At 42.1% G+C, this 17,926-nt stretch carries 13 protein-coding genes and 1 pseudogene; 9 read left to right on the top strand and 5 right to left on the bottom strand.

Translation table 11 applies throughout. The annotated features are described in order from the left end of the window. Positions 1 to 2 precede the first annotated feature (2 nt). Positions 3 to 683, top strand: a complete 681-nt coding sequence (locus HMAT_RS20150; RefSeq protein WP_104384669.1) for a peroxiredoxin — start codon at positions 3 to 5, stop codon at positions 681 to 683. Positions 684 to 819: 136 nt separating this feature from the next. Here HMAT_RS20150 and radA read toward each other — a convergent pair whose 3' ends face one another. Genes radA through HMAT_RS20165 form a run of 3 tightly spaced genes read right to left on the bottom strand, consistent with a single transcriptional unit; the run spans position 820 to position 5,117 of the window. Continuing rightward, complete coding sequence (gene radA / locus HMAT_RS20155; RefSeq protein ID WP_104384670.1) at positions 820 to 2,205, bottom strand: DNA repair protein RadA; 1,386 nt, start codon at positions 2,203 to 2,205, stop codon at positions 820 to 822. Positions 2,206 to 2,235: 30 nt separating this feature from the next. Continuing rightward, a complete protein-coding gene (locus HMAT_RS20160) occupies positions 2,236 to 3,396 on the bottom strand; it encodes a dipeptidase (RefSeq protein ID WP_104384671.1) in 1,161 nt (386 codons plus the stop codon). After that, positions 3,393 to 5,117, bottom strand: coding sequence for a serine hydrolase (locus tag HMAT_RS20165; protein ID WP_104384672.1), 1,725 nt, complete (start codon positions 5,115 to 5,117; stop codon positions 3,393 to 3,395). Before HMAT_RS20165 ends, HMAT_RS20160 begins: the two co-directional genes overlap by 4 nt. Before the next feature lie 171 nt (positions 5,118 to 5,288). On the opposite strand from HMAT_RS20165, the gene xseA reads away from it, so the two are divergent. Together xseA and xseB are read left to right on the top strand one after the other, a co-directional pair. After that, the gene (gene xseA, locus HMAT_RS20170; RefSeq protein WP_104384673.1) at positions 5,289 to 6,572 is read left to right on the top strand and encodes an exodeoxyribonuclease VII large subunit; all 1,284 of its coding nucleotides are present in this window, start codon (positions 5,289 to 5,291) and stop codon (positions 6,570 to 6,572) included. Between the two features lie 43 nt (positions 6,573 to 6,615). After that, complete coding sequence (gene xseB / locus HMAT_RS20175) at positions 6,616 to 6,843, top strand: exodeoxyribonuclease VII small subunit (protein ID WP_104384674.1); 228 nt, start codon at positions 6,616 to 6,618, stop codon at positions 6,841 to 6,843. Positions 6,844 to 6,955: 112 nt separating this feature from the next. On the opposite strand, the gene HMAT_RS20180 is transcribed toward xseB, so the two are convergent. Together HMAT_RS20180 and HMAT_RS20185 are read right to left on the bottom strand one after the other, a co-directional pair. Further along, positions 6,956 to 7,669, bottom strand: a complete 714-nt coding sequence (locus HMAT_RS20180; RefSeq protein WP_104384675.1) for a pirin family protein — start codon at positions 7,667 to 7,669, stop codon at positions 6,956 to 6,958. Between the two features lie 99 nt (positions 7,670 to 7,768). Further along, a complete protein-coding gene (locus HMAT_RS20185; RefSeq protein ID WP_104384676.1) occupies positions 7,769 to 8,515 on the bottom strand; it encodes an aspartate/glutamate racemase family protein in 747 nt (248 codons plus the stop codon). Positions 8,516 to 8,919: 404 nt separating this feature from the next. On the opposite strand from HMAT_RS20185, the gene HMAT_RS20190 reads away from it, so the two are divergent. The 6 genes and pseudogenes from HMAT_RS20190 to HMAT_RS20215 all read left to right on the top strand — a co-directional run bounded on the left by HMAT_RS20190 (position 8,920) and on the right by HMAT_RS20215 (position 17,924). Further along, a complete protein-coding gene (locus HMAT_RS20190) occupies positions 8,920 to 9,966 on the top strand; it encodes a hypothetical protein (RefSeq protein ID WP_158656027.1) in 1,047 nt (348 codons plus the stop codon). A gap of 369 nt (positions 9,967 to 10,335) precedes the next feature. Then, positions 10,336 to 11,106 (top strand): annotated as a pseudogene (locus tag HMAT_RS20195) (IS1595 family transposase); the annotation flags it as partial. A 126-nt stretch (positions 11,107 to 11,232) separates the two neighbouring features. Next, positions 11,233 to 12,093, top strand: coding sequence for an ROK family protein (locus HMAT_RS20200; protein WP_104384678.1), 861 nt, complete (start codon positions 11,233 to 11,235; stop codon positions 12,091 to 12,093). Further along, positions 12,090 to 13,367, top strand: coding sequence for a sugar porter family MFS transporter (locus HMAT_RS20205; RefSeq protein WP_104384679.1), 1,278 nt, complete (start codon positions 12,090 to 12,092; stop codon positions 13,365 to 13,367). The genes HMAT_RS20200 and HMAT_RS20205 overlap by 4 nt, the downstream gene beginning before the upstream one ends. A 162-nt stretch (positions 13,368 to 13,529) precedes the next feature. Next, positions 13,530 to 14,705: a glycoside hydrolase family 130 protein gene (locus HMAT_RS20210; RefSeq protein ID WP_233789471.1), complete on the top strand. Its 1,176-nt coding sequence runs from the start codon at positions 13,530 to 13,532 to the stop codon at positions 14,703 to 14,705. A 72-nt stretch (positions 14,706 to 14,777) separates the two neighbouring features. Further along, positions 14,778 to 17,924, top strand: coding sequence for a TonB-dependent receptor (locus HMAT_RS20215; RefSeq protein ID WP_104384680.1), 3,147 nt, complete (start codon positions 14,778 to 14,780; stop codon positions 17,922 to 17,924). Positions 17,925 to 17,926: the final 2 nt, after the last annotated feature.

Consider the following 17,926-nt stretch of genomic DNA (forward strand, 5'->3'; position numbering starts at 1 on the left):
ACATGATAAAATACATCACACTACTTTTTTTGGTTCTTCCGCTCTTTGGTTCAGCCCAGAAAAAAGAATTGACCAAACAGGAATACATTGCCCGTGTTAAAGCAGCACCGGATTCTATTTCAACATTAGTTGATTTGCGTCGTGTAGGCGGCTACGACCCTGTCTATACTGAGCTACAAGCCCTTTATAACACTTTGAGCGATAATGTCAAGAACTCCAGTGAAGGAAAAGAATTCCAGGAATATTTAAATGCACTGGAGACTGTTCAGATCGGAAAAGTCGCACCTGCTTTTACACAAAATGACACAACGGGCAACCCTGTACAACTATCCGATTTCAAAGGCAAGTATGTACTGCTTGATTTTTGGGCTTCCTGGTGTCCGGACTGTCGCGTTGAAAGTCCTGATCTCGTAAAAACTTATCAACAGTTCAAAGGAGACAACTTTGAAATCCTGGGTATATCCTTTGACAAGGACCGCAACTCCTGGATCAAAGCCATTCATGCGGATAAGCTACACTGGAGACATGTTTCTGACTTAAAACGCTGGCAAAATGATGTCGGCACATTATACGCAGTAAAGTCTATCCCTCAAAATGTATTGATTGACCCCAATGGAAAAATCATTGCCAAAAACTTGCATGGCGATGCTTTACGTGAAAAGCTAAAAGAAGTTTTGAAGTAGGTTTTCGGTATATATGGTTGCTGTCTCCTTCAAAGTAAGCATCAGAAATGAGGCTATAGGGGAATAATAACCATATTAAAAAGAATAGGTGCCCAAAAATCAGGCACCTATTCTTTTTAATATATGTTTTAGCAAATCAGCCAAATAAAGCGCTAAAAATATCCTCCAATTTAGCCACTGGCCTAATGGCAATATTATATTTCTTGGCATCCAGTCCTTTGGTATTAAACTTGGAAATAAAGATTCCATCAAAACCCAGCTTCTCAGCTTCCTGGATACGTTGTTCAATCCGGTTGACTGCTCTGATTTCTCCCGATAAGCCCACCTCGCCGGCAAAAGTCAGGTTGCTCCGTATCGGAATATCCTGCTGAGATGAGATAATCGCAACGACAACTGCCAGATCAATAGCGGGATCTTCGACCCGCAGCCCGCCGGCGATGTTCAAAAACACATCCTGCGCACTTAAACGAAAACCAAATCGCTTTTCCAATACGGCCAATAGCATGTTTAATCGCTTTGTATCGTAACCTGTAGATGAGCGTTGAGCTGTGCCAAATGCCGAATTGCTCACCAAAGCCTGCACCTCGATCATCATCGGCCGCATCCCCTCCAGCATGGCCGCAATGGAAACCCCACTCACGGGCTCATCACGTTGTGAAATCATAATTTCGGACGGATTGGACACCTCCCGCAATCCGGAACCCTGCATTTCATATATACCCAATTCCGAAGCGGAGCCAAACCTATTTTTTACCGCACGCAATATACGGTAGACGTGATGGCGGTCACCCTCAAATTGGAGTACGGTATCGACCATATGTTCCAATACTTTCGGTCCGGCTATAGAACCATCTTTGGTAATATGCCCTACAATAAATACAGGTGTGCTGGTTTCTTTGGCGAACCGGAGTAATTCGGCGGTACATTCCCGTACCTGGGAAACCGACCCCGGTGCCGATTCAATCTGCGCTGAATGCAAGGTTTGGATGGAATCGATGACAATAACATTGGGCTGTACGGTTTCAATCTGCTTGAAAATATTTTGTGTGGATGTTTCCGTCAGAATATAACAATTGGCTTTAGAGGACTGCGACAATCGTTCGGCCCGCATCTTGATCTGCTGCTCACTCTCCTCTCCGGAAATATAGAGTGTTTTGACCTGTGGAATGGACAAAGCCAGCTGCAGCATCAAGGTGGACTTTCCTATTCCGGGCTCACCACCGATCAACACCAAGGAGCCCGGAACTATGCCGCCACCTAATACACGGTTGAACTCTTGATCTGGAGTTAGGATACGCGATTCATCCTGGTATACAATTTCATGAATAATAGCAGCTTTGTTTGCCCGCTTTGCATTCCCTGTTGTTGTCGTGCTTCGCCATTCAGGAACTTTTGAGCTTGACTTTTCGACCACCTCCTCAACAAAACTATTCCATTGTTTGCACGAAGGACACTGTCCCATCCATTTGGGAGATTCATAGCCGCAGTTTTGACAGAAATATGCCGATTTTGTTTTTGCCATCTACGAAATTACAAATTTCTATCCGTTACCTTACCTTTCATTTTCTTTTAAAATCCGCAAAAAATTCTTGCCCATGATTTTAGCGATATCTGCTTTGTTGTAACCTCTTTCCAAAAGTCCCTTTGTCAATAAAGGAAATTTTGAAACATCTTCCAAGCCCTGAGGAGCAGATTCGATACCATCAAAATCTGATCCAATCGCTACATGATCAATCCCAACTTTACGGACAAGGTAATCGATATGATCCAATAGTTTGGATAAAGGTGCATCAACTTCGTATTTCGCCTCCTTGGATAACTGATCATACATACTCCAGGTGCTTTTTGTCATATCGGCTTCCTCTCCAACTTGTTTTTTGTAGATCTTCTTTAACCTTGTTTCATAGGTCGGGTCTAAAAAACCAGAGTAAAAGTTCACACCGATCACACCGCCATTTTTCTTCAACGCTTCCAATTGTTCATCTTTCAGGTTTCGGAAATGTGGACATAAACGATAGGCATTGCTGTGAGACACTAATATTGGTTTACTGGAAACCGCAAGTACATCATAAAAAGTCTGCTCGCCACCGTGGGAGAGATCGACTAGCATGCCAAGTTCGTTCATTTTTTTAACGATCGCTTTCCCATGATTCGTTAATCCCTTTGCCTTCGAATCCATCTTTTTGGACTCCATCGCAGCGCAACTTGCCCACGGTAGATTATAGTTCCAGGTCAAGGTCAAATATTTCGCGCCACGTTCATGGAGCCGGACAAGATTATCAATACTCTCCTCGATCATATTACCGCCCTCCACACCAATAATTGCGGCAATTTTTCCAGTCTTTAGAATTGTGTCGATATCATCCACTGATTTAGCCAAGGCAATAGTTCCCGCATTCGTCGCTACCATTTTCTCCAGCGAATCTATCTGCGCATTGGCATGCTCAAATGCTCCGGTCTTCCATTTCGCATCATCGGACCAAACAGCAAATACTTGTACATCCACTCCACCTTCCTTTAGCCGTGGCAAATCCGTGGCGCCGGAATTCAGACGCCGACCGATATCTTTTCCCTGAAAAATAGATTCATAGATCACATCATTATGCCCATCAACAACAACCATGTCTGCATGAATTTGCTTATAATCCTGACTTTGGCTCAAGTGATTTAAGGATAACATGCATAAGCCCATAAGCACTAATTTTTTTGTCATTTTTTCACCTCATTGATTGTTTCATAAATCGCATCCTGAATCCGGCTGCGGATATTGAGATCCAACAATTTGGTACTGACCTGCGGATGCACCCGATTGGATAAAAAGATATAGACCAGTTGATTTTGCGGATCTATCCAGATACAGGTACCTGTGTAACCAGTATGTCCGAAGACAGTGCTATTGGCCAATTTAGATGGATATTCATTTTTCGGGTTTGGATCCCAACGGTCAAACCCCAGTCCCCTCCGACTTGAGGTGGACTGCTTACTGGTAAACTGATCTATCGTTTCAGTCTTAAAATAGCGCTCTCCGCCATATTCACCCCGATTCAGCAACAGTTGTCCATATATCGCCAGATCATTGGCGGAGGCAAATAACCCCGCATGTCCGGCGACTCCCTCCGCCATAGCTGCTCCTTGATCGTGCACATACCCTTCCAATAATGTCCTGCGAAATGAAGTATCCTGCTCCGTAGGTACAATCTGCTCTTTTGAAAATCGTTCCCTTGGAAGATACCCCGCGTGTGTCATTCCTAATGGTCGATAGAAATTTTCCTGAACATAATCCTGCAAAGGTACTGCCGTCTGATGTTCGGCAACTTCCTTCATCACATACATACTGATGTCACTATACACATAGTTTCCTGTTGGCTTAACTGGAGAATTTAACATCTCGGGCCACATCACATCCCGATAGTAATGGTTGAGAATATAACTATTGTCGGCCATCTTAACCTGATGCTGTTGATCTGGACTGGCAACAACATCTCCGGCCTTCAAATATTTATAAAATGGGATAAATGGCGTAAAGCCAGCTTCATGCAGCATTACGGAACGCAATTTGATATCTTTTTTATTTGTATACTTCGCTTGCCACAGATAGTGCCCCATGGTACTGTCCAGATTAATGATATTACGTTCGGTCAGACGCATAATAACTGGAGTAGTACCCGCGATTTTACTGACTGAGGCCAGATCAAAGATATCACTCGTTTTCGTTGGAACTGCCTTCGTGTAGGTATGATAACCGTATGATTTTTCCAATAACACCTGCCCGTCTTTGATAACCATCACGACCGCTCCCGGAGTCGCCTGTTTCTCAATTGCTTCTTGTGCAATGGCATCAATTTTTTTGGTCAATTTACCCAAGTTCAGACTTGAGTTTTCACCAAAACTGTATTGAAGTCGCGTTTGAGCCGTCTTGACGTTTCCTTCAGTAATGGCTGCTCCGCCAAAAATAGACATGGCGGCATTGCGTTGACCGACAGCGGTAAAAGGCGCCAGCAGTTCAATCAAATCGGATTGCGGATGCTCAGACACAGTCTTTCTGCTTCGCTCATGTTCAAAGAAATGGCAGAGCACAACCTTTTTATTGTTCAGGACTGCCTGCCTGAGCTGCGCCAAACAATCTGCATCCAAATCATCTTCCTTGCCAGCTACAATAATCGTATTATAATACTTGATATCTTCGTCAAATTTACTAAAATCAAAAAGCGCTGTATTCGCATAACGCGTCAGCTGGCCTATAAACGCAGCATATTTGTCTACATTTGGAACAACGACAGCAATACGCCGTTGATCTAGCCCTGTGAGTGGCAGCAGCTGATCTACATTATTATAAAGTATGGTTTCGTTTTTTATGGTCGACTTATATTGAGCGAACAGGGGGGCAATACAGAACAAACCTGCAAATAACACCCCGAAAAATCCTTTTTTCATTCTGTTTTTATCGTTTTTTAGGTTCTATCAAATAAAAATACGAATAAAATAAAAAAGCCAAGTCCATTTCAGTAAAAAAATCAATTTTGTTACGCTTGTTTTTTAAAGGCCCCGGTTAGGGATTTTCGGGATGAGCAAGTATAAATCTTTTTTTTTCTGTAAGTTTGATTAATGCCGGAATTGATTCAAAATAAAACAATATTTTCCCTGTTAGAGGTGAGCAAAAGTATCCAAAAAACGCTTGCTGAGCGTTACAAGAGCTTATATTGGATCAAGGCGGAGATGAATAAACTCAACCACTATACACATTCCGGACATTGTTACCCCGAACTCGTTGAAAAACAAGATGGCAAAGTCGTTGCAGAGATCAGATCAACTCTGTGGAAAGCAGATTTCACGCGAATCAATAACAATTTTCTGAAAATTGCCCAAGAACCCTTAAGGGAAGGCATTACCATGTTATTTCAGGCGAGCATTTCCTATGATCCGATGTATGGTTTAAGCTTAAGGATTGTTGATATTGATCCTACTTTTACCTTAGGGGAACTGGAGAAAGAAAAATTGGACAGCATTAGAAAGCTCAAAGAAGAGGGCATTTACGAGGCCAATAAATCTATTCCGTTTCCAATGCTTCCAAAAAAGCTAGCAATTATTTCGGTGGAGACAAGCAAAGGTCTTTCTGATTTTTACAAAATTATAAATCAAAATCCCTGGGGTTACAAGTTGGAATGCACACTATTTCCAGCGCTCTTACAGGGAGATAAATCCATTCCCTCAATTATCAATCAACTCGCGGTCATTGCGGATAAAATAGCTGAATTTGACGTGGTTGCCATTATTCGTGGTGGCGGCGGAGAGGTTGGCCTATCCAGCTACAATAATTATTTGCTGGCAAAGGCAATAGCGATCTTTCCCATTCCTATATTGACCGGCATTGGCCATTCTACCAACTATACTGTGAGTGAGATGGTCGCCTACAAAAATGCGATCACACCGAGTGAACTGGCTGATTTCCTTATTCAAAAATTCCATAATTTTTCTGTCCCAATCGAAAAGGCCGTGGAAGGGATCCAACAGCTGATCTTTACGCGGTTTAAGGAGGAGAGAAACTTCTTGTCTCAAATGGCAACGCATATCCAATGGGTCGGAAAGCGAGAACTTCAGACTGCGCGCACCAATATTCAGCATATGCAGCACGAGCTGGGCGCCTTGATCAAACTACGCTTTTATGAACATAAAACGGCTTTAGCGCACACCGAACGGATTATCCAGCTTTCTGATCCGCGGCGACTGCTCAAACAGGGATTTTCCATCACAAAAGTCAATGGCAAGTTACTCCAATCTCTTGATCAGCTATCTCCGGGCGACCTGATCCAGACAATCGTGGAAGATGGCGAAATTATAAGTACTGTAACAGATAAGAAAGCGCTTAGCGACAGTTCCGGAAACAGCTAACCGGAACTATATTAAACTGAAAAATTTTAAGGAGAAAAATAAAATGGAGCAAAAATATACGTATACCGACGCCTTCAACGAACTACAAACAATTGTGAAAGAAATTGAAAACGGCACAACAAATATTGATGAGCTAGCTGAAAAAATAAAACGTGCGTCCGACCTCATTGAAGTATGCCGGACAAAATTGACCACAACCGAAGACGAAGTGAATCAGTTATTGCAAAAGATCGCTCCGGCACAGGATGCAGATCCTGATTACCCCTCCTAATATTAGATAAGCAACTACTTGTTTATCTCTTCGCAAAATCTCCATGAATTTTCGATGTTGTCTTATGTTTCTAGTCAAGGGCCAGCTAAATCATAATAAGATATGAGCTGTATTAAAACATGGGAACTTCAATCAGTAGCAATTTTGCATTGTAATCTGCCGTAATCTCCATTTTTTCCGAATCGTAGATGCCGATAGCATCTCTTCGGGATAATGTTTCGCTGGCCACCTTTACCTTTCCCTCAAGCACAAAAAGGTACATACCATTTCTTTCCGAATGAACAGCATACGAAACTGTATTCCCTTCATCCAGATCCGCAAGACTGAAATACGCATCCTGATGAATATGAACGGTGTCCGGATCAGAACTATCAGGAGATACAATGGTTGCAAACGTATTATGGCGATCTAAATGCAGGTAAGATTTTTGATCATAACCAGGTGTTAGGTTCATTTCATTGGGTATGACCCAAATTTGCAGAAATTTAACAAGATCTTTCTGATCCCCATTAAACTCTGAATGCTTCACCCCTTTACCCGCGGACATAATTTGTACTTCTCCTGTTTCAATATTACGGACATTGCCCATACTGTCCTGATGGGAAAGTATTCCCTCCAAAGGTATACTCACGATTTCCATATTGTCATGGCCATGACGACCAAAACCCTGACCGCCCTCCACCTGATCATCGTTTAATACCCGTAATGTTCCAAAGTTTATTTTTTCAGGATCAAAATATTGCCCAAAGCTAAATGAATGGGCACTTTTCAACCAACCAAAATCAACATGGCCGCGATCGTTTTCCCGGTGTATGATCTTTTGCATCTGTTTCTCCCTGTTATATAAATCACTACTAATCAGAGGACAAAACTCATACCAACAAGCATTTTGGTAAAAAATCTGCCAATTTGACAAAAAACACCACTAAAGTACTTTGAGTTTACCGGGAGCGACAGCCTGAATAAGTGCCCGGGCGAGGATCCGGTTGGGATCCACTACGGTCATTCCATTGTGATCTCTTTCGCGAATGGCCAATGGCAACTCGGCACATCCCAAAATAATCACCTGTGCGCCCTGCTTTTTCAAATCATCCATAGCCATTAATAAATCTTCTCTAGCCTTATTGGCTATTGGTGCTGGTTGCGCCTTAATCCCATATTCTTTATCGTAAATAGCATTGTTTACCTTTTCTTTTTGTGCACCTTCAGGTTCTACGATAGGAAATCCTTTTTTCATAAAAGCTTCCCGGTACTGGCTGTAAGCCTGCTCACCTGCTGTCGATAAAACTCCTATTGTACTCTCTGGATAATTTTCATGAACAAAGCGTACCGTCTCATGGACAATATGGAGCAACTTCAGTTCATTTCCTAAACGGGCCATTTCATCCTGAATAACTGAAAAAATCGGTTCTGCATGCGCTGTATTCGACGGAATTGCCGCAATCGTTGCGCCAGCCTGCTCCAGTTGTTTTAAAACCACGGCTATTGCCTTTCCGGGATTCTCCTTCGATTTATCCAATAAATATGCGGAACGATCCGGAATCAGATTAGGACAGGAAAACAACAACAGTGGCAAATGTTCCTGATCGGAACTTGCCACTGTCTCATCTATAATTTTCTTGGCTATATCCAAGCCTGCATAAGGACCAAGGCCACCTACTATACCAATCATAACACTATTTTTTATACCTTAGATATAACCAATAGCTCGCGGAATGGTTTGATAAAGTTTACCATTCGATGGCTTGGTCTTTGTCAAAAATGATTCTTACCTCGGTTATTTTTTTTAGAAATTGAGAAAATGAGAGGTAACAAATAGAAACCCTTCTTTCGAAAACATGTAATCAGTATCAGCCAATATTAATTGTCAAAGTTTTTAAACAAGCTTTTGACCAGGACTACAAAAAACAATCGCCCAGTAACAGAATAGATATTGTTATTATTTTTTTATAAATTTAAGAAACATTTTTTCACATAAAGTTTGCAATACGGAAGAATATGCTGAAAACTATTGTATTGACAATAAAAGATACTATGCAAAGTAAACAATAACTTAATTATCAAATTATTTCAATTATGAAAAGACTATCTATTTCAAAACTTAATTGTATGTTCTTTGTACTGTTAGGAATTTACTCCTGCAGTAAAGAATCCATAAACCCCAACATGAAAGTGGAGCTAAATAAGCAATCTGAGCGTTCAAATCAAAAAGAAACAAATTTATCTCTAACTTCTGGAAGTGGCTTTATGGGCGATATAAGGACTGACCCTGCCTTGGAATGGTGGGACAAAGAAGAGGGGACAATGCCGGCCCCATATATTTATGATATTTATACAGGTGGCACAAGTCCTGAATCACAGGTAGGAACTAATTTATTTGCCCATTATGTTTCGATATTATGGAATTCGTATCCTCCTTATTATGGAAGCGCTGGTAATAATTATAAAATGTTGCAGATCCAATATAAGCCGCAGGGCGGTGGCTCAAACTGGTATTACCCGATAATGGAAAGTCCTCAAAATGATGATCCCTGGGGGATAATTTATAAACGATATGGACTCTATCCGCGAGTGGTTGATCCGGTAAGGGACTACCCGATAGACTTAAGTTCCACGTATTTCCCTTATGGATATATCAAGATAAGAATCAGAGTTGTCAGCAATAATTTTCCTGGGCCAAATATTGGCACCGCATCCCATCCTGAATACGATAAAAGTTTAGCCTCAAGATGGTATGACTATAACGAAAGATGGAATGAATACGGCATTAACAGACCACAACCCTCCCCAAATAATCTTACGAATACCTGGAAAGATGAGAAGATAGATGATGATGGTGTTTTGAATGTGAAAGTGTCACTACCAGAAAATAATGGCGGTTACACTTATTCTTATTACGTCACTGTTGGAGGACTATACGTCAATGGCGCAAAAGCCCCTTGGGGTCCTGAGGGCAGCCACAATATCTCTAAACCTGGAAATTCGGGAATTGTGCGCGCAGTTGCAACGCAGACTTATTATAACTTAAATGGTGCAATGCAGCAAATAACAAGAACTAAAATGATACAATACTCTGCGTCAGATAAATCAGCATCATTTACATTCAGCAAAACCGATTTTTGAAAGTGGTCATGTCCGAAAAATGACTCACTTTTTTCTTGGAAATTCGTGTAAGTTTTGTATATACTAAAAAACAAAACGCCTGCAAATTTAATATTTGCAGGCGTTATGTTTTTAACTTTTATTCTGTAGCCCGTAGGGGAATCGAACCCTACTTACATTAATCTATTTATCAATAATTTACAAACCTATCAAGATCTAACTCCTCGAATAACTCACTGGTTTGACATACGTTTTAGTTGCAAGCGCTTTAAACTTTAAAATTAAGAAAATTCAAATAAATAAACTATTTATAATGAATTTTTCTTTGCAGCCTATTACTAAGAGACTATAATTTAGATCTTAAAGGTAAATCAATATTAGCGTTTAGGCAAATGGAGCTATGAGTGCAAGATTGCCATTTTAGGACCTCATTACGAAGCAGTGCGATAATGGAGAGTTTGAAGTTATTCTTCTTGATTTGGTACAAGACGATGTTTTTGATGAGTTGTACCAAGAAGGGGTTTTCGACCAATGAGATTCAGAAGCAACTGGGGCTAAAGCGTTACAAACCAGTCTGGGCCATGGTTCACGAAATACGTAGAACTATGCGTAACCGAGATTCAAGATATACCTTAGAAGGTAGGATAGAATTTGACGAAGGATATTTTTCTGTTGCGAGCAAGGAAATAAAAAGGGACAGGGTAAGCGGGCAAGCAAAACGTGGCTATCATGGCGGAAAGTGTAACTTTAGAAGATCTTTCTACAGGCAAAAAAGAGAAACGTCCGTTTTTTCAAGGCTAAAGTGATGGAAAGCCATTTTGGAAAAGAGATCAATGAAGTCGTCAAAGAATCAATAAATGATCCTGTATCGTATTTACGGATAAAAGTTCTTCTTATGTAGATATCCCTAGTTTTGTTGAATTACATATCACTGAAAAATCGGATGCCAAAACCATCAAAGAAACACTTAAATATGTGCGCATAGCGATCGTTAACGCAAAAAGGAAATTTGTTAGGAAACTATCATAAAATAATCAAAAGTATCTACAGCTGCACTTGGATGAGTTTATTTACAAGCTGAACAGAAAATATTTTGGTGATATACTTTTTGATAGACTCATTGTGGCAAATATTAATGCTGCTAAACGAAGAATCAGTTAGGAATATTATAAAAATCGTTAAAAAAAATAAAAAATATTTGTTTTTAAAATTTATATACTATATTCGCAATATATAGCAAAACCGGTTTTGCTATATCTTTTACTAATAACCAATTTTAAAAACAAAATGCCTCATACTGACAATTTATTTTTATGTGCTGATTTAGGCGGTACACATTGTTCATCGGGTCTTGTGCAGGTGTCATCTGGGTATGTCATTGACGGATCCTATTTCCGGGGGAATGTAAATAGCCATGCGGAAAGAGGGCAGATCTTGTCTGAGATAAAAGAAACGATTGATAAGACGCTGAGAGCAGCCACGGTTCGTCCATCCAAAATTTTTATATCCTGTCCCGGTCCTTTCGATTATGAAAATGGCATATCTTTAATGGACGGCATGAATAAATATCAAGCCCTGCTACATGTTAATCTAAAAAATTTTTTTTCGGCTATCACTGGTGTTGATGTAGCGTCGATCTACTTTTATAATGACGCTTCGGCCTTTCTGCTGGGTGAAGTTGTCAATAAAAAAATCGAAACTAAGCGGGTTGTAGGCCTGACCTTAGGAACAGGACTGGGCTCTTCGCTTTATGAAAATGGGACAATCGTAGATCTCAATTTAGGATCAGCAATATTTCATACAGGTATCGTTGAAGATGTGCTCTCAACCCGCGGGATGCTGTCGCATTTAAAAGAAGTATTTGGATCCGCGCCGGTAAGCAATATAAAAGACTTGGTACACCTGGATGGCCTGGATGAGTACAGAAAGGAAGCTTTTGGTTTCTTAAGCGAGCAGCTGGTTGCTTTCATTAAGGAATATATCTGTCCATTAAACCCTGACTCAATTATCATTGGAGGCAGTATTGCCAAAGCACACATCTATTTTTTTGATAAGCTCCGGTCTGCCCTTGATGTGGATCTGTCCATTGCATCATTTGATGAACGCAACTTATTTCTTGGATTAACCCTTAAGACATTTAGTATATGAAACCCATCTGGAAATTTACATTAATCGCTTCTTTGGGCGGCTTTTTGTTCGGTTTTGAAACAGCCGTCATCTCGGGTGCAGAACAGATTATACAGAAACTCTGGCATCTGGATGCTGTCCGTCATGGACTTACCGTATCGATCTCCCTGATCGGGACCATTATAGGAGCCATAGTCGCCGGACGTATGGCCGACCGTTATGGGCGCAAACCCGTGCTTTATTTTGTTGCCTCTTTATATCTGCTCTCGGCATTGGGCTGTGCATTAGCTTCCATATGGGAACTTTTCCTGCTCTTCCGTTTGCTGGGCGGACTTGCTGTCGGCATCAGCTCTGTGGTCGGACCGGTATATACGTCTGAAATAGCACCAGCAAAAGACCGGGGCAAACTTACAGGAACCTTTCAGATTATGATCGTACTTGGCATTTTTACTGCCTACCTGACCAATTTTCTCTTTATGAGCGTTGAATCTGGCGGCTGGCGATACATGCTCGGTATCATGGCGGTTCCTGCCCTATTATTTGTGCTCTTATTGAATCTCATTCCCGAAAGTCCCAGATGGCTGCTGCAGCGGGGACAGGCCGATAAAGCGCGTGCAAGTTATCTGCGGCTAGAAACGCCGGCTGAGATGTTGGGCAACCAGTCCCAAATACCAGCTAAAAATGTCAGCCTTTTTCAAAAAAGATATGCCAGGCCGATACTTTTTGCTGTTCTGCTGGCATTCTTCAATCAAATGACAGGGATCAATGCGATCTTATATTATGCCCCGCGGATCTTTGAAATGGCTGGTTTTAATGCAGAGCTGGCCTACCTTCAGCCTATTTTTATCGGCGGTACCAATTTGCTCTTCACCTTGGCCGGCATGAGCATTATCGATCGTTTTGGCCGGAAGAAATTGCTGCTGACGGGCGCAATCGGCATGTTCTTATTCCTGCTATTGGCTGCATTTGGCCTAAAAGGAGTAAATCCGCAGTTTTTACTTTTTTATATCATGGGCTTTATAGCATCTTTTGCCTTATCACAGGGGGCTGTTATCTGGGTGTTTCTGGCCGAAATTTTCCCCAATGAGGTCCGCGCACAAGGCTCTTCACTGGGAAGTACGACGCATTGGCTGTTCGCGGCCATTATATCCTGGGTGTTTCCCATTATCGTAGAAGGGAGCGTGCTCGGCGGTTATTATGTTTTTCTTTTTTATGCACTGATGGTCGTTGCTTCGTTCGTTTTTATCCTGTTTATGCCCGAAACGAAAGGTAAAGCACTTGAGGAAATAAATTGAGCCCTATCCATATTAAATAATTATTAATTCTCCATCATGATGCGATAGTGTAGTATAAACTTCTTAGTTTCGCTTTGCAAAACCGGTTTTCTATCGTCGTTTACTTGTTTTGATGACGATAAATATATTTTCAATAACACCCTATATTAAATTAGCTGAAATATGATAAAACAAATTAAAAATCTGTACAAGCCCCTATCCATAATGACGATTATGTTCACTTTTTGGGGCTGCAGCACGCAAAAACAACAAACCCATCCTGCCCAAGACTGGGTGATGGGCGGTTTTGTTCGTCCAATAGGAGTAAACCCAGTCATTGAGCCGGATAGTACGACAACTTTTATGGATCCCATGTATGGAAAAGCAGTGCATTGGGAGAATAATGACACTTTCAATCCTGCGGCCGTTGTAAAAGGCGATAGCATTTATGTGCTTTATCGGGCCGAAGATAAAACTGGTATAAAAATCGGACATCGGACTTCCCGGCTTGGACTTGCCTCGAGTGCGGATGGGACACATTTTAATCGCCGGCATACGCCTGTTTTTTATCCCGGAAATGATAGTCAGCGTGAATTTGAGTGGCCAGGCGGAACTGAGGATCCCCGGATAGCAGAAGCTGCGGATGGCACCTATGTGATGTTCTATACGCAGTGGAACCGAAAAGTACCCCGCTTGGGTGTGGCCACCTCAAGGGATCTTAAAAACTGGACGAAATATGGCCCTATTTTTAAAAAATCGAAAGTACTGCCTGACCTGGTCAACAGATCGCATAAATCAGCGTCGATCGTCACCAAACTGGAGCACGGCAAGCAGCTGATTGCTAAAGTAAACGGGAAGTACTGGATGTATTGGGGCGAGCATGGGGTATATGGCGCCACCTCAGACAATCTGGTAGATTGGGAACCGATTGTCGATGAAAGGGGTGAACTGAAAGCATTCATCTCTCCCAGGGAGGGGTATTTTGATAGTTCTTTAACCGAATGCGGCCCGCCAGCCATCCTGACAGATAAAGGAATCCTGCTATTGTACAACGGTAAAAACCATCCTGAAAAAGGAGATAAGCGGTTTAACAGAGGCACTTATTCGGCGGGGCAGGTTCTTTTCGACAGCAAAGATCCGGGTAAAGTATTGGCAAGGATGGACGTGCCTTTTTTAAGGCCCATGGAAGCGTTTGAAAAAAGCGGACAGTATGTAGACGGTACAGTGTTTATTGAAGGTCTTGTATATTTTCAGCAGAAATGGTTTCTCTACTATGGCTGCGCTGACTCAAAAGTAGGAGTGGCCATTTTTGATCCTGAGAAGCCAGCTGCTCTGGATCCGCTGCCTAAAGTGAAATAAGTTTAGATGTATATCGCCAAATTGAAGAACATCTACGTTTACAAAATAATAACCATATAGAAATCTTATAGTATGATACAGCGTGATTTGAATGTACCCTACAAAAAAGCTTTAAAAGCGAGCTTGTTAGGGATTGCACTAATGACATCCGCGGCTTACGGACATGAGCGTTGGGACAATAGTCCCATACACGTGTCCATTGCCAAAGCTCCCGTCCAGATAAACGGACAAGTTGTGGATGCCGCCAATAATCCGATTGCAGGAGCTACTGTACAAATAAAGCGTACGCCATCCATCGGAACCAGTACGGACGGTACTGGGAAATTTTCCATTGCAGCAGAACCCGATGAAACGCTGCTGATATCTGCCACTGGCTATAAAAGTCAGGAAATCATGCTGGGGGGAAGAACAAACTTATCCATTATATTGCAGGATAGTGTAGCGATGATGGACGAGGTGGTCGTGGTGGGATATGGTGTGCAGAAACGTGCTTCCGTAACAGGCGCTGTTGCTTCGATACAGGCCGATGAACTGATCAAGGTGAAAACACCGAATGTAACAAATATGCTGGCAGGCAGACTGCCGGGGATCCGCGCTGTACAGCGCAGCGGTGCTCCGGGCGATGATGGTGCCTCGGTGGATATCCGTGGATACGGCAGCATGCTTGTTATCGTCGACGGTGTACAACGGGATTTCGCGCAGGTCGATCCAAATGATATTGAATCTATATCGATATTAAAGGACGCTGCTGCTGCGGTGTACGGGTTTAAAGGCTCAAACGGAGTATTACTGGTCACCACCAAAAAAGGGACTAACGCGAAAACCAAAGTGGAATACAATGGGTATTATGGCATCCAGCAGGTAACCCGCTATCCACGCATGATGAACGCTTACGAATATGCATCACTGTATAATGAAGCGATCTATAACACCAATCCGTATACAGGGGTGCCTGCCTATAGCCAAGAACAGCTCGATAGTTATAAAAGCGGATCGCAAGGTACCGACTGGTGGGATGCCATGGTACGGAACAATGCTCCACAGAGTTCGCACAATGTCAGCATCTATGGCGGGAATGATAAGGTCAAATATTATAATTCCGTCGGATATGTAGATCAGGGGGGGATTTTGAGATCAGATGACTGGAACTTCAAAAGGTATAATTTACGTTCCAATATAGACCTGAATGTCGCGCCAAATTTTACGGTCGGATTTAAATTGACAGGGCGTCTTCAAGACCGTGAGAAACCATATGGCGCTGATGATCTGTTTACCCAGGCTCAGATGGCTATTCCGATTTATAATATTTATGCCAACAATAATCCGGATTACTGGCAGGCAATCGGAAATATGGCCAATCCTATCCATAGTTCCTACATTGATAATAGTGGCTATGAGTCACGCCTGAGAAGAGAGTTCAATGGCTCGCTGGACCTCAATTGGAAGCTGCCTTGGGTATCCGGTCTTTCATTGCGCGCCATGGTGGCTTATGACTACAAAAATAGCGAATGGAAAACCTGGCAAAAAGCTCTGAGCGATTACCAGTATAATCAGACGAATGAACAGTATACGGAGGTCGCTTTGCGAAAAAAGGCCAGTCTAGAGTCCAAGATGGAAAATCTGTATATGCCCACACAGCAGTATTCGATCAATTACAACCGTGTATTTGGACAAAAACATGATGTAAGCGGTTTACTGTTATGGGAGGCTTATCATGACCGCTTGACCGATATTCTAGGATTTAGGGAATCTTCCATCGGTATCATTGACGATATCAGTAAGGGGGACACCGAGAACCAGAATACAAGCGGCAAAAGTGTGGAAACGGCTCACGCTGGTCTTGTGGGACGGTTTAATTATGCCTATGATCGAAAATATCTGCTTGAACTGAATTTTCGCTATGATGGGTCTTATAAATTTCGACGCGACCGGAGATGGGGTTTTTTCCCGGGGGTATCGGCCGGCTGGCGGATTTCGGAAGAGAAATTCTTCAAGGAAAACCTCTCCCACTTTGACAATGTAAAAATCCGGGGTTCATACGCCAAAGTCGGCGATGAGGGAGATTTTTCTGCATTCCAATATCTGGATGGATATGTTTATGGCGGAAGTTATGTACTTGGGACTGGTGGCTTATCTTCGGGGCTGAGAAGCAGTGGGATGGCTAATCCTTGGTTGACATGGTATGAATCTAATATCATGAATTTAGGGTTTGAAGCTTCTTTTAAAAATGGATTGATCAATACCGAGTTCGACTGGTTTAGAAGGGAACGTTCTGGATTACCGGCGACAAGACAAGGTACTTTTCCGACAACATTTGGCGAGTCTATGCCACAGGAAAATCTAAATTCTGATATCAATACTGGATTTGAATGGACTGTCGGCCATAAAAACAAGATCGCTGATTTTGCCTATAATGTTTCGGCTAATTTTTCCGTTACACGGATTCGATATGGCTATGTTGAACGTGCCGCGTCAACCAATCTTTACGATAACTGGCAGAAAAATAATAACGATAGAAATAAAGATATCCGATGGGGAAAGACGGTCTTAGGCCAATTCTCATCTTATGAGGATATCTTAAACTCTCCCGTTCAGGATAATAATGGCAACCGTTCTCTGCTTCCGGGTGATTTAAAGTTCAAAGATGTAAATGGCGATGGGATCATAGACGGCAACGATGTGGAACCAATTGGGCACGGTGCAACGCCAAGAATGTATTATGGTCTTAATCTAGGAGCTAATTATAAGGGCTTTGACATGACGTTATTCTTTCAGGGGGCCGCAGGTCATGACATCTACATCAGCGGTGATATCCTCGATCCATTTATACAGCAGGGACTCGGCAATGGCTTTGCTTTTATGACCGACCGATGGCATCGAGCAGATCCTTCGGATCCCAATAGTGAGTGGATCCCCGGAACTATGCCGGCTGCTCGTGTAACAGGGCAGGTAGACAACAGATCCGATAACTCATGGTCCTTACATAAAGCGGATTATCTGCGCTTAAAAACTTTGGAAGTCGGATACTCGCTCCCAAAAAGCTGGATACAGTCTTTAAAAATTGACCGGTGCAGAATTTATTTCAATGCCAATAACTTGCTGACTTTTACGGGAAGCGATGAATTATTAAAAAATATCGACCCTGAAAGCAATCAAAGCCGATTACGTTATTATCCGCAATTGAGAACATTCAACTTGGGTGTTAATTTAGTTTTATAAAA

Origin of the sequence: Sphingobacterium sp. HMA12 (assembly GCF_002933815.1) — a bacterium.
Classification (GTDB): domain Bacteria; phylum Bacteroidota; class Bacteroidia; order Sphingobacteriales; family Sphingobacteriaceae; genus Sphingobacterium.